General features: G+C 63.1%; 21 protein-coding genes. 15 read left to right on the top strand and 6 right to left on the bottom strand.

Annotated elements, in window-relative coordinates:
* Positions 1-873, top strand: a complete 873-nt coding sequence (locus ACIQH5_RS05565) for a metal ABC transporter permease (RefSeq protein WP_400401008.1) — start codon at positions 1-3, stop codon at positions 871-873.
* On the opposite strand, the gene ACIQH5_RS05560 is transcribed toward ACIQH5_RS05565, so the two are convergent.
* Both ACIQH5_RS05560 and ACIQH5_RS05555 read right to left on the bottom strand, forming a co-directional pair.
* Positions 860-1,723: a DUF4097 family beta strand repeat-containing protein gene (locus ACIQH5_RS05560; protein WP_400401006.1), complete on the bottom strand. Its 864-nt coding sequence runs from the start codon at positions 1,721-1,723 to the stop codon at positions 860-862. The two genes, ACIQH5_RS05565 and ACIQH5_RS05560, sit on opposite strands and share 14 nt — an antisense overlap.
* Complete coding sequence (locus tag ACIQH5_RS05555; RefSeq protein WP_400401004.1) at positions 1,723-2,232, bottom strand: histidine kinase; 510 nt, start codon at positions 2,230-2,232, stop codon at positions 1,723-1,725. Before ACIQH5_RS05555 ends, ACIQH5_RS05560 begins: the two co-directional genes overlap by 1 nt.
* A gap of 203 nt (positions 2,233-2,435) precedes the next feature.
* Here ACIQH5_RS05555 and ACIQH5_RS05550 point away from each other — a divergent pair, with 203 nt between their 5' ends.
* From ACIQH5_RS05550 to ACIQH5_RS05535, 4 genes are all read left to right on the top strand, one after another.
* Positions 2,436-4,118 (top strand): ABC-F family ATP-binding cassette domain-containing protein, encoded by a 1,683-nt coding sequence (locus tag ACIQH5_RS05550; RefSeq protein ID WP_400401002.1) that lies wholly within the window; start codon positions 2,436-2,438, stop codon positions 4,116-4,118.
* Between the two features lie 157 nt (positions 4,119-4,275).
* Positions 4,276-4,623, top strand: coding sequence for a molybdopterin oxidoreductase (locus tag ACIQH5_RS05545; protein ID WP_400401000.1), 348 nt, complete (start codon positions 4,276-4,278; stop codon positions 4,621-4,623).
* A gap of 13 nt (positions 4,624-4,636) precedes the next feature.
* Positions 4,637-5,530, top strand: coding sequence for an NAD(P)/FAD-dependent oxidoreductase (locus ACIQH5_RS05540; protein WP_400400998.1), 894 nt, complete (start codon positions 4,637-4,639; stop codon positions 5,528-5,530).
* Between the two features lie 219 nt (positions 5,531-5,749).
* Positions 5,750-7,213 (top strand): amino acid permease, encoded by a 1,464-nt coding sequence (locus ACIQH5_RS05535; protein WP_024817890.1) that lies wholly within the window; start codon positions 5,750-5,752, stop codon positions 7,211-7,213.
* 174 nt (positions 7,214-7,387) lie between these two features.
* Here ACIQH5_RS05535 and ACIQH5_RS05530 read toward each other — a convergent pair whose 3' ends face one another.
* Positions 7,388-8,257, bottom strand: coding sequence for a DUF1295 domain-containing protein (locus tag ACIQH5_RS05530; protein WP_400400996.1), 870 nt, complete (start codon positions 8,255-8,257; stop codon positions 7,388-7,390).
* 47 nt (positions 8,258-8,304) lie between these two features.
* Between ACIQH5_RS05530 and ACIQH5_RS05525 the strand changes: the two genes are divergently transcribed.
* From ACIQH5_RS05525 to paaZ, 10 genes are all read left to right on the top strand, one after another.
* Positions 8,305-8,784, top strand: a complete 480-nt coding sequence (locus ACIQH5_RS05525) for a MarR family transcriptional regulator (protein ID WP_400400994.1) — start codon at positions 8,305-8,307, stop codon at positions 8,782-8,784.
* Positions 8,781-10,649: an AMP-dependent synthetase/ligase gene (locus ACIQH5_RS05520; protein ID WP_400400992.1), complete on the top strand. Its 1,869-nt coding sequence runs from the start codon at positions 8,781-8,783 to the stop codon at positions 10,647-10,649. The genes ACIQH5_RS05525 and ACIQH5_RS05520 overlap by 4 nt, the downstream gene beginning before the upstream one ends.
* A gap of 110 nt (positions 10,650-10,759) precedes the next feature.
* Entirely contained in the window at positions 10,760-11,218 is a 459-nt protein-coding gene (locus ACIQH5_RS05515; protein ID WP_400400990.1) for an SRPBCC family protein, read from the top strand.
* Positions 11,218-11,874, top strand: a complete 657-nt coding sequence (locus ACIQH5_RS05510; RefSeq protein ID WP_024817885.1) for a pentapeptide repeat-containing protein — start codon at positions 11,218-11,220, stop codon at positions 11,872-11,874. Before ACIQH5_RS05515 ends, ACIQH5_RS05510 begins: the two co-directional genes overlap by 1 nt.
* 141 nt (positions 11,875-12,015) lie before the next feature.
* Positions 12,016-13,242 (top strand): thiolase family protein, encoded by a 1,227-nt coding sequence (locus ACIQH5_RS05505; protein ID WP_400400988.1) that lies wholly within the window; start codon positions 12,016-12,018, stop codon positions 13,240-13,242.
* Positions 13,242-14,063 (top strand): enoyl-CoA hydratase/isomerase family protein, encoded by an 822-nt coding sequence (locus ACIQH5_RS05500; RefSeq protein ID WP_400400986.1) that lies wholly within the window; start codon positions 13,242-13,244, stop codon positions 14,061-14,063. The genes ACIQH5_RS05505 and ACIQH5_RS05500 overlap by 1 nt, the downstream gene beginning before the upstream one ends.
* The gene (locus ACIQH5_RS05495) at positions 14,060-14,923 is read left to right on the top strand and encodes a 3-hydroxyacyl-CoA dehydrogenase family protein (RefSeq protein ID WP_400400984.1); all 864 of its coding nucleotides are present in this window, start codon (positions 14,060-14,062) and stop codon (positions 14,921-14,923) included. The genes ACIQH5_RS05500 and ACIQH5_RS05495 overlap by 4 nt, the downstream gene beginning before the upstream one ends.
* 16 nt (positions 14,924-14,939) lie before the next feature.
* Positions 14,940-15,536, top strand: a complete 597-nt coding sequence (locus ACIQH5_RS05490; RefSeq protein WP_400400982.1) for a GNAT family N-acetyltransferase — start codon at positions 14,940-14,942, stop codon at positions 15,534-15,536.
* A 114-nt stretch (positions 15,537-15,650) separates the two neighbouring features.
* Positions 15,651-16,373 (top strand): tyrosine-protein phosphatase, encoded by a 723-nt coding sequence (locus ACIQH5_RS05485; protein ID WP_400400981.1) that lies wholly within the window; start codon positions 15,651-15,653, stop codon positions 16,371-16,373.
* A gap of 134 nt (positions 16,374-16,507) precedes the next feature.
* Positions 16,508-18,607: a phenylacetic acid degradation bifunctional protein PaaZ gene (gene paaZ, locus ACIQH5_RS05480; protein ID WP_400400980.1), complete on the top strand. Its 2,100-nt coding sequence runs from the start codon at positions 16,508-16,510 to the stop codon at positions 18,605-18,607.
* A gap of 379 nt (positions 18,608-18,986) precedes the next feature.
* Here paaZ and ACIQH5_RS05475 read toward each other — a convergent pair whose 3' ends face one another.
* From ACIQH5_RS05475 to ACIQH5_RS05465, 3 genes are read right to left on the bottom strand one after another with little or no spacing between them, the layout of a single operon-like run.
* Entirely contained in the window at positions 18,987-19,589 is a 603-nt protein-coding gene (locus ACIQH5_RS05475) for a TetR/AcrR family transcriptional regulator (protein ID WP_014922600.1), read from the bottom strand.
* Between the two features lie 37 nt (positions 19,590-19,626).
* Positions 19,627-20,976, bottom strand: coding sequence for a phenylacetate--CoA ligase PaaK (gene paaK, locus ACIQH5_RS05470; RefSeq protein ID WP_400400979.1), 1,350 nt, complete (start codon positions 20,974-20,976; stop codon positions 19,627-19,629).
* A 7-nt stretch (positions 20,977-20,983) separates the two neighbouring features.
* The gene (locus ACIQH5_RS05465; RefSeq protein WP_400400977.1) at positions 20,984-21,445 is read right to left on the bottom strand and encodes a hotdog fold thioesterase; all 462 of its coding nucleotides are present in this window, start codon (positions 21,443-21,445) and stop codon (positions 20,984-20,986) included.
* Positions 21,446-21,521 lie beyond the last annotated feature (76 nt).

Below are 21,521 nucleotides of genomic sequence, written 5' to 3'. Positions count from 1 at the left end.
ATGGAATTCCTCCTGGAACCCCTCAGCTACGACTTCATGGTCCGGGCCCTGGCAACCACCGCCATAGCCGCAGTGGTATGCGCCGTCCTGAGCTGCTGGCTCGTCCTCATCGGCTGGTCCCTCATGGGCGACGCCGTCTCGCACGCGGTGCTTCCCGGCGTCGTCCTCGCCTACATCGTGGGTGCGCCGTTTGCCCTGGGTGCGCTGGTTTTCGCGCTCATCGCCGTGACATTGATCGGGGTGGTGCGGAATACCAGTCGGGTGAAGGAAGATGCTGCGATCGGCATAGTGTTCACCTCGCTGTTCGCGCTGGGCCTGGTGCTGATCTCCGTGACCCCGAGCCAGACCGACCTGAATCACATCATCTTCGGAAACCTTCTGGGCGTCAGTGTTCCGGACCTCATCCAGGTGGTGGTCCTGGGCGTGGTGGCCTTTGCCATCCTGATCCTCAAGCGCCGTGACCTCACGCTGTACGCCTTTGACCCCACGCACGCCCACGCGATCGGACTCTCTCCGCGCAGGCTCGGCGCCCTGCTCCTGGGGCTGCTCGCGCTGACCTCCGTGGTTGCCCTGCAGACCGTGGGCGTGGTGCTGGTGGTGGCCATGCTGATCATTCCGGGCGCCACCGCCTACCTGCTGACCGACCGCTTTTCCCGGATGCTGGTGATTGCGCCCGTCATTTCGGTGGTGTGCTCGGTGGCCGGAATTTATCTGAGTTACTACCTGGATACGGCGTCGGGGGCCATGGTGGTCCTCACCCAAGGCGTGGTATTCGGCTTGGTGTACTTGTTCAGCCCGCGGCAGGGACTGATCGGTACGCGACTGGCCAAAGCCCGCAGGAAGCGGGCCGTCGCCACGGCTACCGCGCGCTGACGGGGGAGCGCATCACCGCGATATCGCCATATGAGTTGCGGGCGCGGATCTCCACTTTGTCCGTGGTGTCTCCCGGGCCGTTGGTGGCTTCGAGGCCGTTGCGGACCCGTCCGTATTTGGTGCTGAGGTCAAGCCACGCGGCAGTGCCTTCGCGAACACCCACTGCCAGTGTGCCTGCGGCGGTTTGAACAGTGAGGCTGCCGGCGGCCACGTCAGCCACGGTGATGTCGCCGCTGGATGTTTTGACGGTGGTGGAAAGGCCGGCCCGCTCCAGCGAAATGTCGCCATTGGCTGCGCTGACGCTCAGCTCCCCGGAAGCGTGGGCGATGTACGTGTTGCCATTGCCGTTCTTGACGGTGGCAACTCCGTCCAGGTGGCGGATACGGATTTTTCCTGAGCTCGTCTTGATCCGGGACCGTCCCACAGCGCGCTCCACCGTGATGTCGCCCATGTCCGTGTGTGCCCTCAGCTCGCCGCAGTGATCGACGCGAATGTGGCCCAGGTCGGTTTTGAGGTCGGCTGCGCCGAATTCGCCTTCGCATCGGAGGTCTCCCATGGCGGACTTCAGCTCCAGGCTGCTGCCGCTGGGAACCTCCACGGTGATCTCCACTGCGCCGCCGTCGCTGAACCAACTGTGGCGGAACGATGGGTGCAGCCTTAGCTGCAGGCGGCCGTCAGCGTAGTCCACGGTGGTCTGCTCAGCCATCCTGACGTCCAGGTTTCGTTTGGCCTTGCGGGGCTGGACCGACACCTCGGTGGTGGGATGGTCGCGGGCTACTATCCAGATATCGCCGCGGACGGAGACGTCAATCACGACGGCGATTGGCTGGGGGGTCTGGAAAGTTGCCATTAGCGCGCCCAGCCCGTGAAGTTCTGCTCGCCGGGTTCACGGCGTGGACTCTTCTGGGGCGAGTGGCCGCCGCGGAGCGCCTCTGCGATTGCCCGGACCAGCCAGGAGTTCACGGACAGTCCGTCCCTGCCAGCGGCCTCTTCGACTTGTTGCTTGAGCTGATCCGGAAGCCGGAGCGTGGTCCGCGACGTGGTGGTGCCATCCACGTCGTCCGGCGCAATGGCGTCCTGGATTGATTGTTCGATCATTGCTTCGAAGTCCCCGCTTGGTGGATTGTTGACCACGAATTCGGGGTCTCGGCCGCGGAGCCTGACCTCCACGGAGCCGGGGGCGAGCTCCAAAGTGATCTCGCTCGCGGCGTCAGAGAGGGCTTCCAGGAGGGCCAGTCGAAGGGTGGATTCGACGGCGGCGGTGAGGCGTTCGCTGAGCGCCCGTGCCTCCGGGCCACCAGCCTCGGCGGCGGTTTCTAGCTGTTGTTGCACCGCAGTGATGTACTGGATGAGCTGCATGACACCATTGTGACGCCATAGTGGTGTCATTACAAGAGGTTTTTCCATGGATTTGCGCCATCCCTGGTGTCGCGGCTTGACGCATCCGCTTTCCGCCGTCAGGCTGGACCCATGAAGTCTTGAGCGCAGCCCCTTCCCATCGGCTGCATCCCCAGTACCCACATGGCTTTCTGCCACCCACTGCGGACTTGCGAGGATTCCTCTTGACTGACCACCTTCACCTTTCCGGCGTTTCCCATGGCTATGGGGACCGCGAGCTCCTCAACGCCGTTGACCTGGCCATCCACCATGGCGAACACGTGGCCATCGTCGGCGAAAACGGCGCCGGCAAGTCCACCATGCTGCGTCTGCTTGCCGGCGTGGAGACGCCCGACGACGGCACGGCCGGTTTATCCGGCAACCCCGGCTACCGCGTGGGTTACCTCGCGCAAACCCACGGGTTCTCCGAGTCCCTCACCGTAGGGGACGCCATTGATACTTCGCTGGCTTCGCTCCGTTCCTTGGAGGCACGGATCGCAGAGCTTGAGTCCGGTTTGGCTGACGCTGATCCTGAGGACCTGGAACTCTACGGTAGCCTGCAAACGGAATACCAACTCCGTGAAGGCTACGCTGCCGAATCCCGGGTGGAAGCAGCGCTGGACAAGTTGGGGCTGGGAGGCTTGGACCGGCGTCGAACGCTTGGATCTTTATCCGGCGGTGAGCAGGAGCGGGTAGCGCTGGCCTGCCTTTTGGCCGACCCGGCCGAAGCCTTGCTGCTGGATGAGCCCACCAATCATCTGGATGCGAACGGCACTGCCTGGCTTGAATCGAGGCTGGCGGCGCATCGCGGCACGGTTGTGGTGGTCTCGCACGATCGCGTGCTGCTGAGGAAAGTAGCCACCACCATCATCGAAGTGGACGCTGACCGGCGGGCCGTGAACCGGTATGGGAACGGCTATGAAGGCTACCTCCGTGAAAAAGCGGCCGAGCGTGCCCGCTGGATCCAGGAATACGATCAATGGCTCGACGCCATGGCTGCTGAACGCCTCCAGGCTGCCACTGTTGCGGATGGCATGGGCTATGGCCGCAAACGCGACAACGACAAGATGGCGTTCGGATTCAAGACCGGAACCTGGCAAAGCGCCGCGGCCAGTAAGGTCCGTAACGCCCAGGAGCGGCTCCGCAGGCTCGAGGACAACCCGGTGGAACGGCCACCCGTGCCCCTGAAACTGTCAGCACCGTCCCGGGTGGCGGCTGTGGCAGAGGTGGCGGCTGTGGCGGAGGTGGCGTCCGCTCCTGCGTTGGAAGCAAATGGTGTGAGCGTTCCCGGGCGGCTCCAGTCCGCTGATCTACGCGTGGATGCCGGACAAAAAGTGCTCATCACCGGCCCCAACGGTGCCGGCAAATCGACCCTGCTGTCCATTCTCGCCCGGACGCTGGAGCCGGCCACCGGGACGGTGACCGCCAACGGCAAGGTGGGTTATCTGCAGCAGGAACTCGAGGTGCCCGCCCGGCCTGGGCTGCGCTTGCTCCCCGCGTTTGCCGCCGGGCTGGGCGGCAACATCGATGCACATGCCGAGGGGCTGTTGCGGCTGGGGCTGTTCCGCCCGGCCGAGTTTCACGTTCCCGTGGGAGGCCTTTCAGCCGGGCAGCAGCGCCGGCTCGCCCTCGCCCGGCTCCTCCTGGGTGGTTACGACACCATGATCGTGGACGAGCCCACTAACCATCTGGCGCCTGTGCTGGTGGAGCAATTGGAAGTAGCGCTCGCCTCCTTTGAGGGCACCGTGGTGATCGTCAGCCACGACCGTGCACTGGGGGAGTGGTTTGATCGCAGCGCTTCCGATCATGCGCGTACCGCCCAGGGGTCGTGGGTGCGGTACCAGATGCAGGCCGGCGAATTGCTCTAGTGCTTGCTCCGGTCTCTAGTGCTCGCTCCGGTTGAGCGCGGGTGAGCTGTTGGCAAAGTGATGGTTACCCCGTGGCCGACAGGTGGAAACACGGCATTGAGCGTCCTGAAACAACGGCAGCGCACCATGGGAAGGGAACGGCCGAAAGGACTTTCCCGTGATCATTCAGAACCTCTTCCTGCAGGGCATCTACCACTTTGAAGGCGCAGGGCTGGATAAACCCGTGCCCATCCATGCCGAGCTTGCCCACTTCGTGCCCGACGGCATTATTAACCAAACGCTCTACTTTCGCGGAGGTAATTCCAGCACTGAACTGATCACCGTGGTGCTGATGCGGGACCGCATTCCCATGCGCTATTTCCCCATCGGGGCCAAGAGTGATGTCCACATCCCGCTCAGGGTCGTGGAAGATACCGACGGCGGATCGGTGATCGAGCTCTTCATCGTGGCACCCACCGGAACCAGGGGGTACGTGGTGGTGGATCTGGGAATGGTGGAGCACTGATGAGGGTGAACTGGTGAAGAAAAGGCTGGTGGTGATCGGCAACGGAATGGCCGGGGTGCGGGCCGTGGAAGAGATCCTCGCCAGGGGCGGTGCGGACCTGTTCCACATCACCGTGTTCGGCGAGGAGCCCTACGGGAATTACAGCCGGAGCAGGCTTGGGCGCGTCCTGTGTGGGGAGGAGAGCGAGGCGGACATCCTCCTCAATTCGTTGACCTGGTACCAGGAGAACGCCATCACACTCCACTCGGGGGTCCGGGTGGAACGCATCGACAAGTTCAGCAAGCACGTCTTCGCCGCCGACGGACGAGTGGTCCAGTACCACCATCTGGTCATCGCAATCGGCAGCCACCCGTTCCTGCCACCCATGGCCGGGCTCTACACGCCCAGCGGAACCATCCGCCACGGTGTTTTCACGTTCCGAACCCTGGACGATGCCCGCAGGATGATCAAGTTCGCCCAGCAGGAGCACCACCGACGGGCAGTGGTGATTGGCGGGGACTCGTTCGCTCTGGAAGCAGCCCGGGGGTTGCAGTCCTGCGGTGTGGAGGTGGAGGTTCTTTCCGGAAGCCGGGTCACCGCGATCCTCGGGGCTGATCGCATCACGGGACTGAGCGTACGCAACCAACCCGATATCGACTGCCACATGGTGGTGGTAGCCGCAGGCGTGCGACCGAACGTTGACGTCGCCGTCGTCAGTGGTTTGGCGGTAGAGCGCGGAATCGTGGTGGACGACCACCTGAGGGTGATGGACGAGGAGGACATTTACGCCGTGGGTGAGTGCGCTCAGCACCGCGGCGAGGTGTACGGGATGGTGGCGCCCTTGTGGGATCAGGCTGCCGTGCTGGCCGACCACATCACGGGCTCGGATCGCGGATCCATGTACCTGGGGACCAGGGCCGCTTCCTAACCTGGAACAGCCCTATCCACAGGCCCTTGTTGCCTGCGTCACGGGCATTGGGGTTAATCCCGTAAGATAGACGGGTTGCGCGAAGCTTCGGCGTTCTGCGTTCTTTGTCACACTTCGAGCCCTCCAAAGAGGAAAAGCTCGAATTATGTGTGCCAAAGCCGCCCGTGTTCCGGCACTGGCGTAACACCTACAGCAACACCCAACCCACAAGGAACAGCTGTGCCGCAAAGTACTCCCACAGATCTCCAGAGCTCCAAGGCCTCATCTGCAGCCTCGGACTCCAACCTCAGCGCCGAGGGATATCAGAAGACCCTGAGCCGCCGCCACGTCACCATGATCGCCATGGGTGGCGCAATCGGCGTCGGCCTGTTCATGGGCGCGGGTGGCCGTCTGGCCTCTACCGGCCCGGCCCTGATTTTCTCCTACGCCATTGCCGGCGTCATCGCTTACCTGCTGATGCGCGCCCTCGGCGAACTCATCATGTACCGACAGACCTCCGGCTCGTTCGTGAGCTACGCCGGCGAAATGTTTGGCAAGAAGGGCGCCTTCCTCTCCGGGTGGATGTACTTCATCAACTGGGCCATGACAGGCATTGCTGAGCTGATTGCGATCGGCCTGTACTTCCAGTTCTTCTTCCCCAACGTGCCCATTGAACTGTCCGCCATTGCCGCATTGGTGCTGCTGGTGGCCGTGAACCTGTTCAGCGTCAAGGCGTTCGGCGAATTCGAATTCTGGGCATCCTGCCTCAAGGTCGCTGCAATCGTGATCTTCCTGGCTGTTGGCACGTTCATGGTTGTCACCAACGCCAAGGTAGGCGACGGAAACGCGTCTGTGGCCAACCTCTTCCACGAAGACGGCGGCATGTTCCCCAAGGGCGGCCTGGTGATGATCCTGGTCCTCAACGCCGTGATCTTCGCTTACAACGCAATCGAGCTCGTCGGCATTACTGCTGGTGAAATGGAAAACCCGGAACGCGAAGTTCCCAAGGCGATCCGCGCCGTCGTGATCCGCATTGTGGTCTTCTACGTTGGTTCGGTGACGTTGCTCGCGATGCTGCTGCCGTCCGACCAGTACGTGGCCGGCACCTCGCCGTTCGTTACCGTGTTCGGCCAGATGGGCCTCGGCTGGATGGGTGACGTCATGAACATGATCGTCATCACCGCGGCGCTGTCCTCCTGCAACTCGGGCCTGTACTCGATCGGCCGCATCTTCCGCACCATGGCCAACAACGGCCATGCTCCTCAGTGGCTCACCAAGATGTCCACACGCCACGTGCCGTATGCGGCCATCCTGGCGATTGGCGGCGTCTACCTCGTGGGTATTCTCCTCAACATCTGGCTGGGTGGCTCGCACGCTTTCGACCTCGCACTGAACACCGCGTCCATCGGCGTGATCTTCACGTGGGGCTCCATCTTCGCCAGCCAGATTGCCCTCCGAAAGAAGCGCGGCAACGTCTCCAGCCTGCCGATGCCCGGTTCGCCGTGGACCAGCTGGGTGGGCCTCATTGCCCTGCTGGCCATCACCGTGCTGATTGGTTTCGATTCCATGACGGATAAGGAAACCGGCGAGGTCTTCCTGCTGGGCCTGTGGACCCTTGCCACCATCCCGTTCTTCGCACTGGTGCTGTGGCTCGGATGGCAGAAGGTCAAGAACAACGAGCCCAAGAGCGAGCTGTTCAGCTAAGGCTTCAAACGCTTCAAACGTACGACGGCGCGTGCCTCCTTTCGGGGGCACGCGCCGTTCGCGTTTGTGGGCCTGTGCGTTGTGGGGCCTGGTTTGCGCCCTATTTGGGGCGCGAGGGGCGCAGAGCGGGCCCCGCAACGGGTGGGGCCGGCGTTGTGGGGCCTGGTCTGCGGGTTATCCGAATTTGGGGATCAGTACCGGGGTGTTCTTTTTATATGCCTCGTAGTCAGCCTGGCCACCCCAGGTCTTGTCCGCTTTCTTTTCCAGCAGGGGGATACCGCTGACTTTGATGAGCAGCAAAGCCACGAACACAGGCGAGATCATGGCCACCCACTGCCAACCTTGGAGCACGGGCGCAGCGATGACAGCCACTCCGACCCAGAGCAGGATTTCACCAAAGTAGTTGGGGTGCCGGGACTTGGACCAGAGCCCGGTGGAGATGAACTTTCCCTTGTTGGCGGGGTCGGCTTTGAAGCGGCTCTTCTGCAGGTCGGCCACCACCTCCATACCGAAACCAGCGGCCCAGAGCAGGAAGCCCAGCAGAGCCAACCAGTCGAGGTCCACGCGCTGTGAACTGCTGATGGCGATCCAGGCCGCGGCCGCAGTGAAGACCACCCAAAGGCCTTGCACCGTCCACACGTTGAGGAACCGGATGAACGACGGTTTGATCTCGTCGAAGCGGTCGTCCTTGCCAGATGCGTGGATCCGGCGGGACAGGAAAATGCCCAGGCGCAAGGCCCACACGGCCACCAGCGCTGCCAGCAGGAGTCCGCGGGCATCGATTCCCGGGGTCAGTGCCACCAGCATCACCGTGATCGCTACATAGGTGAGCGATCCCGTGAGGTCGAAGAACTTCTCTGTTTGCGCCTTGAAGGACGGGATGAACACGAGCCATTGAATGATGAAAGCGGCCGTCACTGCCCACGCGAAAAGCGGGAAACCGCCAAGTGTTGCCCCGTTGTGGCTGCCTGCCAGCGCGATGAGCACAGCCAGAACCAGTACTACCGGAAGGGCGATGAGGCCCTTCCTGTCCGTATCCTTCATGATTTACCTCTGCTTGATGTTCAAATTAATTTGATTACTATATAAACATGCAAAATGTTGAAAAGGCCATTGGAGTGCCGGGCAGCCCGGCTTCCGGGACTTTGCAGGCCCTCTTCGGCCTGGCCAATGAGACGGAGCGGGAGGTGGCTAGAGCGCTGGGACTCAATCTCACCGACTACCGGGCCCTCACAGTCCTCTCGGAGTCAGGCCCAGTCACCGTAGGGGCCTTGGCCGTGAAACTCAGCGCGACCGCTGCCACCACCACGGCCATAGTCGGTCGCCTGGAAATGCACGCCTTCGTGGAACGCTCCCGCAGTACGGAAGACAGGCGTCAGGTGCGCGTCAACGTCACCGAGGCCGCTTCCCGGAAGGTCAAAGAGCTGATGCAACCCCTCGTTGCCACCGCCGCTGCCCGGCTGGATGCGCTGGATCCGGCCCAGCAATTGGTGATTACTGACTTCCTCGGTTCCGTGGTGAGCCTCATGGAGGACCACCTGAGGTCACTATCGGCAGAGGGTGCTCGTTGAGAGAGTTCACCTCCCCGCCGCTGGTGGAGCCTTCATTGCACCGCAACGCCACGGACCTGCTGATGCAACGGGTGCGCAGCAATCCGGACCACGCCGCCTTTGAGGTCAGAACCCCTGGCGGCGCGGTCACTGATCCTTGGCGCGAGGTCACCACGGCAGACTTCGCACATGAGGTCCGCGCCCTGGCCAAGGGCTTCATCGCTGCCGGGATTCAGCCGGGGGAGTCCCTGGCCATCATGTCTCCCACCCGGTATGAGTGGGCCTTGACGGATATGGCCGCATGGTTCGCCGGCGCCGTCGTGGTTCCTGTCTACGAAACGTCCGCGGCACCGCAGGTGACAGCCATACTTGCCGATGCCGATGTCCGGCTCGCAGTCGGTGGCAGCGCCGAGCACGCGGCCTTGCTGGAGCAGGGCTTCGCGGGGGCCGGGTTGACGGCGTTGGGGGTCTGGACCCTCGACGCGCGGCCTGGTGCCGACCTTGCCGATTTGGTGGAAAGGGGCGCCCGGATTCCGGATAGTGCCGTGGAGGAGCGCCGCCTGCTTGCCACCCTCGATTCTGTGGCGACCATCGTCTACACCTCCGGAACAACAGCCGCTCCCAAGGGTGCCCTGATCACGCACGGCAACTTTGTGGGACAGGTTCTGAACGTGGCGGCCGCCTACACCGAGGTTGTCCGTGAAGGCGGCAACACCATCATCTTCCTGCCCATGGCACATGTGCTGGCCCGCGGACTGCAGCTGATCTGTTTGGCTAACGGCATGAGGATCGCGCACCTGTCCGATCCCCGTGACGTGGTACCCGCCTTGGGCGCCCTAAAACCCACGTTCCTTGTTGTGGTCCCGCGTGTTCTGCAGAAGATCCAGGCGTCTGCAGCTGCCGCCGCAGCGCAGAAGCGCTTGGGACGCGTGTGGGCTTCGGCGCAACGCACAGCTGTGGAGTGGGGCCGGTTTGCCGAAGCGCACGACGCCGACCCCCAGCTGCGTGCCTCGGCAAGCCTCCGCGTCCGGCGGGCGCTGTTCGACCGCCTCTTCTACTCGCGGCTGCGGCAGTTGGTGGGCGGGCGGCTTGACTACCTGCTATCCGGCGCCGGCGCCCTTGATGCCGAACTGTCCCTCTTCTTCCGAGGGCTGGGGCTTCCCGTGATCGAAGGCTACGGCCTCACGGAAACCACTGCACCGCTGACTGGCAACTTGCCCGGGTCCATCCATTCCGGCTCGGTAGGAGTCCCCATGCCCGGGACCAGCGTTCGAATCTCGGACCAGGGCGAAGTTCTTGCCCGGGGAGTGGGCGTTTTCGCGGGTTACCGCAGGCCAGTGGATAACGCGGAAGCCTTCGTAGACGGGTATTTCCGAACCGGAGACCTCGGCGAGCTGGACCACGTGGGCCGGCTCACCCTGAAGGGGCGGATCAAGGACGTCATTGTCACCGCAGGCGGGAAGACCATATCCCCGGCCATCTGGGAAGGCTATGTGGAAGGAGATCCGCTGGTGGCCCATGCCGTCATGGTGGGGGAAGGCAAGCCCTATCTGGGTGGTCTGGTCCTGCTGGATCCCGAGTCCCTGGCTGCCTGGGCTGAACGCGAAGGCATCGCCGATCTCAAGGGAATCCGCATCCCTGAGGACGGCGGCGCAGTCCAAATAGACGACGCCCGGCTTCTTGCAGTCATCGGACAAGCGGTGAGCGCTGCGAATGCCAAAATTGCCCGCTCCGAGCAGGTGCGCCGGTTCGTGTTGTTGCTGACCGACCTCAGCGAGGCCAACGGATTCGTGACCCCCACCATGAAGCTGAAACGCACTGCTTTCACCAGCCGCGCCAGCCACATCGTGGAAAGCCTCTACAGCCAGTCCCGGAGCCAATCATGAAGCGGTGGCTGCTCGCCTATGGCCTGACCGCAGTGAAAATCCCGTGGGTGGCTCTGCCTCGTAGGCCTGGTGTTGTTGGGAGTGTCAGTGCCCGGGTCTAGGCTCGATGTATGGAACACACCACCACCTTGACGCAGCACGTCAACGCACGCCCGGAGAAGGTTTGGGCCGTTATATCGGACATTCCCGGCTCGGCCGGCACGCTCTCGGGCATCAATTCAATCCAGATGCTCAGCGAAGGCCCTTATGAGGAGGGGACGCGCTGGAAGGAAACCCGGACCATGATGGGTAAGCAGGAGACCGTCGAGATGTGGGTTTCCGAGACGGACCCTCCTCGCAGCACTACGGTCAAGGCAGTTCAGGGCGGTGCGGACTACACCACCCGCTTCACCCTCACCGAGCGCCATGGCGGTACGGATCTGACCCTGACTTTCGGTGCCGAGATGATCAATCCCTCGCTCATCAGCAAGGTGGGGATGGCCCTGTTCGGGAAGTTGGGAATGAGCATGACCCGCAAGGCCCTCAGCAAGGACCTCGCCGAGATCGCTGCCAAAGCGGAATCGCTCTGATGGCGGCTGCAAAGGTGGCGGCGCCCAAGATTTCGCCGGTGCGTCTGGATGAACTGCGTGACGACGACGCTCCGGACTTCCAGCGTGGCGAACGGTACGACGGCGTCAGGCTCACCCGTGTTTCCGCCGACGGAGAGGAACTGAGCGGCGCCGACTTCATTGAGTGCGAGCTGAACGGGGTCTCCTTCAACGAGGCTCAGCTGCGGGGTGCGACGTTCCGCGAGTGCATCTTCTCCGAGCCATACGCCCCGGTCTTCATGGCTGCGCGGACTTCCTGGCAGGACGTGGAGATCACCAATCCACGGTGGGGATCGGCCGAACTCTATGAGGGAAACTGGCGCTCTGTCCGAATTGATGGCGGCAAGCTGGACTATGTGAACCTGCGTGGCTCCAAGCTCATGGATCTTCAGATTTCCGATTGCATCATCAATGAGCTTGATCTTGGCGGTTGCACGGGTACCAGGTTGGCCTTGAAGAACTGCACTATCGGCACGCTGGATGTTACGGGTGCCAAGCTAAAGGACGTGGATCTGCGGACCTCGGAGTTCCGCGGAATCAACGGATTGGCCGGGCTCGCCGGAGTGGTGATCGATGATTACCAGTTGAGCCTCATGGCGCCGCTGCTGGCCGGACATTTGGGAATTCGAGTGCTCTGATACGGGCTGGGGCCGGTCTCTGCTGATCCGTAACCGAGGACTTCAACTGTTGACCGGCTCCCCGGGCCGTGTAATCTTTATAGAACGAACGGTCGGTATATTATTCCTGACCGGTCCCTTTACTTCGCGAAGGATGTTCTCATGGTCGAGGCTTTTCTTGTTGGCGGCGCACGAACGCCTGTAGGTCGCTACGGTGGGGCATTGTCCTCCGTTCGCCCGGACGATCTCGCAGCGCTGGTGGTCCGGGAAGCGGTGGCGCGGGCCGGCGTCGATCCTGACTCGATTGATGAGGTGATCCTCGGCAATGCCAACGGCGCGGGCGAGGAGAACCGGAACGTGGCCCGTATGGCCACCCTCCTTGCGGGACTTCCCCTCCACATCCCCGGCATCACGGTGAACCGACTGTGCGCCTCGGGCCTCAGCGCAATCATCATGGCCAGCCACATGATCAAGTCCGGAGCAGCGGACATCGTAGTGGCCGGTGGTGTGGAGTCCATGAGCCGTGCCCCGTGGGTGCAGGAGAAGCCCACCACGGCGTTCGCCAAGCCGGGCCAGATCTTCGATACCTCCATCGGCTGGCGCTTCGCCAATCCGCTGTTCACCAAGGGTGAGCTCTCCCGCGACGGCAAAATGACCTACTCCATGCCGGAAACGGCCGAGGAAGTGGGGCGAGTGGACAACATCTCCCGCGAGGATGCCGATGCTTTCGCCGTCCGCTCCCACGAGCTCGCACTGGCCGCCATCGCCGGTGGGCGCTTCAAGGACGAGATCGTTCCCGTCACTGTGAAGACGCGTAAGTCCGAAACCGTGGTGGACACGGATGAGGGCCCCCGCGAAGGCACCACCATGGACGTCCTGGCCAAGTTGCGGCCCGTAGTGCCCGGTGGATCGGTAGTCACGGCAGGCAACTCATCCACGCTCAACGACGGCGCCTCGGCCATCATCGTCGCGTCCGAGGCGGCCATCAAGAAGTTCGGCCTGACGCCCCGTGCACGGATTATCGAGGGCGCTTCGGCCGGTTGTGAGCCCGAAATCATGGGAATCGGCCCGGTCCCGGCCACCCAAAAGGTCCTGACACGTGCCGGCCTCAGCGTAGATCAGCTGGGCGCCGTTGAACTCAACGAAGCCTTCGCCACGCAGTCACTGGCCACCATGCGGCGTCTCGGACTGAACCCGGACATCGTCAACAACGACGGCGGCGCCATCAGTTTGGGACACCCGCTCGGTTCCAGCGGCTCACGCATTGCCATCACGCTGCTGGGCCGCATGGAACGCGAACTCGCTTCCTCTTCCGGACCTAAGCTCGGATTGGCCACCATGTGCATCGGCGTCGGACAGGGCACCGCGATGCTGCTGGAGGGCGTGTAATGGCACTGAATCCTCAAGACTTCACCACCCTTCTGCTCGAGGAACGCGAGGACCGGCTCACTGTTCTGCTGAACCGCCCCGAAGTCCGTAACGCGATCGACCAGACCATGGTGGACGAGCTTCACATGGTCTGTGCGGAGCTTGAGCGAAACCCTAAAGTGCTGATCATCGCCGGAACTGAGGGTGTTTTTGCCTCGGGTGCGGACATTGGACAGCTACGCGAACGCCGCCGGGACGACGCCTTGCAGGGGATCAACTCCACCATCTTTGTGCGCATCGCCAAGTTGCCCATGCCGGTCATTGCGGCTTTGGATGGGTATTGCCTGGGCGGGGGAGCAGAGCTCGCCTACGCTGCCGACTTCCGTATTGGTACACCGAGCGTCCGGATCGGCAACCCGGAGACCGGACTGGGAATCCTTGCCGCCGCAGGGGCCACGTGGCGGCTGAAGGAACTTGTGGGGGAGCCGAAGGCCAAGGAGATTCTCCTGGCTGGCGCAGTGCTCCGTGCTGAGGAAGCCTTGCGCATCAGCCTCATCACTGAAATCCACGAAGCGCCCGAGTTGATGGACGCGGCGCACAAGCTGGCGGACCGGATTGCGCGTCAGGACCCCCTGGCCGTGCGGATCACCAAGTCCGTGTTCCATGCCCCTGCTGAGGCCCACCCGCTGATCGATACCCTGGCGCAGGGAATCCTCTTCGAGTCCCAGGCCAAGTTTGATCGCATGCAGGCGTTCCTGGACAAGAAGTCCGCGAAAGCTTCGCAAGACACAGCCGCTGCGGCCGACGCTGCCGTACCCACGCAAGACAGGACCCAGAAATGACAGAAGCACCCGCCATCCCGCACGTCGTTGGAGTCCTTGGTGGTGGCCGGATGGGCGCAGGAATCGCACATGCGTTTCTCACCAACGGTGCCACTGTGATCGTGGTGGAACGCGATCACGAGGCAGCAGCCGGAGCACAAGGTCGCGTCGCTGATGCCGTGACTAAGTCCGCCGCCCGCGGCACCCTGAGCGAAACCCCTGACGAGGCGATGTCCCGCTTCAGCACGTCCACGGACTACGAATCCTTCATCCACTGCGGGCTCGTAGTGGAAGCCGTGCCTGAGGATTACGATCTCAAGGTCACCGCCCTGAAAGCTGTGGAGGACCACCTGTCCGCGGATGCTTACCTGGCCTCAAACACGTCATCACTGTCCGTGACCGGACTGGCCAACAACCTTCGCCGTCCGGCCAATTTCGTGGGCCTGCACTTCTTCAACCCGGTGCCCGCGTCCACCCTCATTGAAGTGGTGCTGGCCAAGGAAACGTCTCCCGAACTGGCTGAAGCGGCGAAAAGCTGGACTGAGGCACTCGGCAAGACCGCCGTCGTCGTCAATGACGCGCCCGGCTTTGCCTCTTCAAGGCTTGGCGTTGCAATCGCCCTTGAGGCGATGCGCATGGTGGAGGAAGGCGTGGCATCGGCGGAGGACATTGATGCCGCCATGGTCCTGGGCTACAAGCACCCCACGGGTCCGCTGAAGACCACGGATATTGTGGGTTTGGATGTTCGCCTCGGCATTGCCGAATACCTTCATTCCACGCTCGGCGACCGTTTCGCTCCGCCGCAGATCCTGCGGGACAAAGTGGTGCGCGGGGAGCTTGGACGCAAGTCAGGCAAGGGCTTCTTCGAGTGGAATGACTAGCCGTTAGGCTAACCGGGTGACTTCTATTGAACCCATCACCCTGACCGGCCAATTCGTAACGCTGGAACCGTTGAGCCAGGAACACCATGACGGCCTGGTGGACGCAGCCCGTGACGGCGATCTTTGGAAGCTTTGGTACACCTCGGTTCCCACGCCTGAGGGCATGGCCGCTGAAATCGATCGCCGTCTGGGCCTGCAGGCAAGGGGGTCCATGCTGCCTTTCGCCACGCGATCGAACGTCACGGGCAAGCTCATCGGCATGACCACGTACATGAACATCGACGCCGAAACGCCTCGTTTGGAAATCGGATCCACGTGGAACGCTGCATCAGCGCACGGCACGGGGACCAACCCGGATTCCAAGCTGCTGCTCCTGCGCCATGCTTTTGAAACCCTGGGCTGCCCGGCCGTGGAATTCCGCACGCACTGGATGAACCAGCAGTCCCGTGAGGCGATCGCCAGGCTCGGCGCCAAACAGGACGGCGTCCTGCGAAGCCATTCCCGCAGCCTGGACGGCGCCCTCCGCGACACCGTGGTGTTCTCCATCCTCGACCACGAATGGCCGGCCGTCCGCAACGGCTTGGAGTTCCGGCTGGCCAAGTACGGCGCGTAGACGGTGTTGCCCCCGCATTGAGGGGTGAGCTCTCGGCTGTAAGAGCTCGCTAATCCCTCGAGATCTAACCCCTCGGCGGGACCCAGCTACTTGCTTTGTGATTAGCTGACCCCTATGGACGGGACTACTTCAGCTCACCAACGTGTCCACTGGGACGGCGCCGTCAACGCCTGGCGTATCGCCGGGGATGTGTATCGCATGGGTCGCCATGAATGGGTCACCACGTCCGGTTGGCAGCAGATGTACGACGACGGCGTCCGCACCGTGATCGATCTCCGCGCCTCGCGCGAGCGGCGGCAGCGCGACACCGACCCCGAGGTGCCCGGCGAGGTGAAGGCGCGCATCGACGTCGTCCACTGCCCAACGGAAGATCCTGACCATGAGGATTTCGACGAGCTTTTTGGCCCGTACCTCAAAGACCCCGCCCAGTATGGGGATTACCTTGACGTGTTCCCGGACAAGATCGCGGCCGTCTTCAGGGCCATAGCCGCGTCACCGGGCAAGGTGGTGGTTCATTGCTCCGCGGGTAGGGATCGCAGTGGGGTCATCGCGGTGATGCTGCAGCGATTGGCTGGCTTTGGCGACGAGGAGATCGTGCACGGATATGAACTGGCGGCGCGGGGTATTAATGAGCGGCATCGTACGCATGGTGCGCCGCACGCCCATGATCCGTACCTGTCCGATGACGAGCTTGAGGCGATGCTGACCAAGCGGCGGGAGAGCCTGCGGGCCTTCCTTGCGAGGTTGGACGCGGCCGGGTTCCTGGCGGCCAACGGCGTCTCGGATCGGGAGCTGGCTGCCGTGCGGGCCAAGCTCGGAGTGGTCGAGGCTGACTGAAGCCTGAAATTCCTGCTGTACTCCGCAGGGCATTCATGTACCCTGTATATATTACCGAACGGCCGGTCAGTAATGTTGGCTCAAGTCAGCAGCGACCGTGCCGATTTCACGTGCCTTGGAAGGACCCGTCGACGATGACCACTACAGCAGTCGCCCCGGAAACCACAGCCGTTGCAACCGTCCCCAGCTACGTCCAGGATGCCTGGTGGACGCCGGCACCTGACGCCAAGAAGGTCCCGGTCCGTGATGCCAGCACCGGAGAGGTCCTGGCAAACGTCAGCACCGACGGACTGGACCTTGCCGCCGTCGTGGATTTCGGCCGCACCACCGGCCAAACGGAACTTGGGAAGCTGACGTTCCACCAGCGCGCACTCAAGCTCAAAGAGCTGGCCATGTACCTCAACGGGCGTCGCAACGAACTGTACGAATCCTCGTCGCAGAGCGGTGCCACCAAGATCGACAACATGATCGACATTGACGGCGGCATTGGTGTGCTCTTCACCTTTGGCTCCAAGGGCCGCCGCGAACTGCCCAACTCGCAGGTTGTTGTGGACGGTCCCATGGAGACGCTGTCCAAGGACGGATCGTTCGTGGCCGAGCACATCTACACCCGCATCCCCGGCGTCGCGGTACAGATCAACGCGTTCAACTTCCCGGTCTGGGGCATGCTGGAGAAGTTCGCTCCCGCGTTCCTTGCCGGCGTCCCCACCATCGTGAAGCCGGCCACGCCCACGGGATACGTTGCGGCTGCGGCCGTGCAGGCAATCGTCGAGTCGGGCATTCTTCCCGCTGGCTCGCTGCAGCTGATTTCCGGTTCCGCCCGCACCATCCTGGATGAGCTCGATTACCGCGACCTCGTGTCTTTCACCGGCTCGGCCTCCACTGCCAACTCCCTGAAGGGCCACAAGAACGTGGTCCAGGGCGGCGTCCGTTTCACCTCCGAAACCGACTCCCTCAACGCCGCAATCCTCGGCCCCGACGCCGTCCCCGGCACACCCGAGTTCGATGCCTTCATCAAAGCGGTGGTCACCGAGATGACCGTCAAGGCGGGCCAGAAGTGCACTGCCATCCGCCGCGTCATCGTCCCGCAGTCGCTGACCGCCGAGGTCGCCGCCGCCGTCGGCGCCCGCATCAACGAGCGCGTTGTCCTCGGTGACCCGCGCGCGGAGGGCGTCACCATGGGCGCTTTGGCATCGCTGGAACAGCTCGCGGATGTCCGCGCCGCCGTTCAATCAATGCTCGACGCCGGTGGTGAGCTTGCGTACGGATCTCTCGATTCGCCGTCGGTCACTTCCGTTGGCGGCACCGTAGGCGTAGTGGAGGACGGTGCGTTCATGTCCCCGGTCCTCCTGAGCTGGGCAGACGCCGAAGCCGAAGAAGTTCACTCGTTGGAGGCGTTCGGGCCGGTTTCCTCAGTGATTGGGTACTCGGATCTTTCCGACGCCATTCGCTTGGCTGCCCGTGGCTCCGGCTCGTTGGTGGCATCTGTCTGCACCAACGATCCCGCTGTTGCACAAGAACTGGTGCTCGGGATCGCGGCTCACCACGGACGCGTCCACATGCTCAACCGTGAAGACGCCCGCTCCTCCACAGGCCACGGTTCGCCCGTCCCGCACCTGGTTCACGGCGGCCCCGGCCGCGCTGGTGGTGGCGAGGAACTGGGCGGCATCCGCTCGGTGATGCACCACATGCAGCGCACAGCAATCCAGGGTTCGCCGAACATGCTCACGGCCGTTACTGGCCTTTGGCACACTGGCGCCGACAGGAACTTCACCGTGGAGACCGAGGGCGAGCACCCCTTCCGGAAGCACCTGTCCACGCTGCGAATCGGTGATGCCGTGCGTTCGGAACTCCGTGAGGTCAAGCTTGAGGACATCACCGCATTCGCGAACTCCACCGGAGACACGTTCTACGCCCACACCAACCAGGAAGCTGCCGAAGCCAATCCGTTCTTCCCGGGCATTGTGGCCCACGGCTACCTGCTCCTGAGCTGGGCTGCCGGACTCTTTGTGGAGCCCGCACCGGGCCCCGTCCTGGCCAACTATGGCTTGGAGAACCTGCGCTTCATCACCCCTGTTGCGGCGGGAGATTCCATTCGGGTCACGCTGACAGCCAAGAAAATCACGCCACGTGAGACTGACGAATATGGCGAGGTGGCCTGGGACGCCGTCCTGACCAACCAGAACGACGAAATCGTGGCTACCTACGACGTCCTGACCCTCGTGGAGAAGTAACCCTCTCTCACATCCCTCGGGTTTGGGTGGGTCCCTCTCTCACATCCCTCGGGGTTGGGCCCGACTGCCCTCGCGCACACGACAAAACGCCTTTCCACGGTATGTGGGAAGGCGTTTTGTCGTTTGACTGTCCTACGGAGCCGGGCGCTCCCCCGGGCACTTCAATGAGCCTGGCAATCCCCAGCACGCCCGCGCGGGGGTAGGGGATGTGAGAGAGCGATCGGCTCAAGGGCGTGGGATGTGAGAGAGCGATCGGCTCAAGGGCGTGGGATGTGAGAGAGTGATCGGCTCAAGGGCGTGGGATGTGAGAGAGCGATCGGCTCAAGGGCGTGGGATGTGAGAGAGTGATCGGCTCAAGGGCGTGGGATGTGAGAGAGGGTCAGGCGGCGGTGTGGAGGCCGTCGAAGGCCATGGTGATGACGTCGTCGGCGAGCTTCTCCGGAGACAGCGAGCCGCCCGGCTTGTACCACTCCACAATCGAGTTGATGGTGCCGAACAGCAGGCGTGTGACGGTGCGAGGATCGATGTCCTGGCGCAGCGACCCGTCTTCACGTGCGGCGGCAATCAGCTCGGCCACCTTGTGGTCGAAGGCGCGCCGCCGTTCCAGCGCATCGCGTTCGATCTCCGTGTTGCCCCGCAGACGCAGGAGCAGGGTCACGAACGGCAGTCGATCCACCAGCACGGCAATGGTCTGCCTCAGCACGAACTCGAGCCGCGCATCGGCTGGCCCGGAGGTAGCAGAGGGCTCCTCAAGGATCGCCTCCAGCCCACCCAGTGCGTGGTCCAGGGCGAGCTTCAGCAGATCGCCCTTGGACGGCACGTGGTGGTAAATGGCTGACTTCGAGATCCCGAGGTTTTCGGCCAGGATGCCCATGGACGTTGCGTCGTACCCGTGGCGGTTGAAGACGTCGACGGCGATGCGGAGCACCGACTGCTGGTCATAACCGGGCCGTCCGCGCTTGGTGGTGGTCTCAGTAGGCATGCTGGCATTTTCTCACGATCTCAGTGGTGGACGGCGCTCAGCCCTTGGGTCGCATGTCGTAGATCCGGCGAAGTTTGCCGTTGGACCGCTCGAGGGAGCCGGGCTCCACCACGTCTACTACGCAAGATGACCCGACGTGAATCTTGATCTGCTCGCGCAAGGTGTGTGCCGCCGTCGTGCCTGCCTCGGGAGACACCGTCTCACGCCGCTCAACACGAACGGTCAGCGAGTCCATGCGTTTGCCCTCGGGGCGGGTGATTTCGAGCTGGAAGTGCGGGCTCAGCTCGGGGATGCGGAGGGCGATCTCCTCGATCTGTGACGGGAAGAGGTTCACGCCGCGGAGGATGATCATGTCGTCGCTGCGGCCGGTGATGCGGCCCATGCGGCGGTGCGCGGGGCGGGCGGTGCCGGGGAGCAGGCGGGTGAGGTCCTTGGTGCGGTAGCGGATGATGGGCAGCGCTTCCTTGGTCAACGATGTGAAGACGAGTTCGCCGGGTTCACCGTCGGCCAAGACCGTGGAGTGATCGAAGGGGTCGATGATTTCGGGGCGGAAGTGGTCTTCCCAGATGTGGCAGCCGTCCTGCGTTTCAACGGCTTCGCCAGCGACGCCCGGGCCCATGACTTCGGAGAGTCCGTAGATGTCCGAGGCCTTGATGTTCATGGTGGTTTCGAGCTCGTGGCGCATTTCTTCGGTCCACGGCTCGGCGCCCAGGACCGCGTACTTGAGCGAGGTGGACCTGGGGTCGATGCCCTGGTGAGCCATGGCGTCGGCGATGGTCAGCAGGTACGTGGGCGTGGCCAGGATGGCGTCCGGCTTGAAGTCCTGAATGAGCTGGATCTGGCGTTCGGTCTGGCCGCCGGAGATGGGGATGACGGTGCAGCCGAGAGCTTCAGCGCCTGCATGGGCACCCAGTCCGCCGGTAAACAGGCCGTAGCCGTAGGCGTTGTGGACCTTCATGCCGGGGCGGACGCCGGAGGCGCGGAAGGAACGTGCTACCAAGGTTGCCCAGTTGGCGAGGTCGTTCTTGGTGTATCCAACCACGGTGGGACGGCCGGTGGTGCCGGAGCTCGCGTGAACGCGTGCCACCTGGTCCTGCGGGACGGCGAACATGCCGAACGGGTACTCCAGGCGGAGGTCTTCCTTGGTGGTGTACGGGAACTTGCCGAGGTCGCTGAGTTCCTTCAGGTCCGAGGGGTGCACGCCGGTTTCATCGAACTTGCGCTTGTACAGTGGCACGCGATCGTAGGCGTAGGCCACGGTGTGCTGGAGGCGGGTGAGCTGCAGGGCCTCGAGTTCGTCGCGGGAGATGGTCTCTTCACGGTCCAGCACGGGGGCAGTTGCCTCGGAGGAGGAAGCTGAGGGTGCGGCCACGGTGTTCTGAGTCATGGGTTTCCTACTTCTTGGAGATGGTGCGGCTGCGGCCACGGAACTCAGCGATGAGTTCCCCGGGCGCCTCGGGGGAGGGGGCTGCGTCGTGGGGTGCCGCATAAATCTGGATGTCGTACAGGCCGCTTCGGCCGGTGCTCGCGCGGCGGTTTGCGACGGCGGTGATCACCTGGCCCTGGAAGGCGGGCTTGATGAAGTTGATGTCGACGCCGGACGCCACCGTGATGTTGGCGGCTTGCTTGGGCGTGGGGTTGGCCGGGTTGCAGGCCAAGGCGAATGCAGTGTCGCCGAAGGCGAAGATCATTCCGCCGTGGGCCATGCCGAATCCGTTGAGCATCTCCTGGCGGAGATGCATGCGGATGGTGGCGTGGCCGTCGTCGAGCTTGAGGACCTCGATGCCCATCCATTCGGACGCGTAGTCGTTCGTCAGGATGTGGTGCTGTGCACCGGAGAGGGTTGTTTCAACCATGCGTCATTGCCTCCAGCTTTATTTACCGAATGTTCATTAGGTAATCCCAGATCGCGCCACGTGTCAAGACTGGGCC

It is taken from the genome of Paenarthrobacter sp. NPDC091711, assembly GCF_044756605.1.
Lineage (GTDB): Bacteria > Actinomycetota > Actinomycetes > Actinomycetales > Micrococcaceae > Arthrobacter.
The sequence above is the reverse complement of the archived record's forward strand: the minus strand, read 5'-3'. Positions and strand labels throughout refer to the sequence as shown.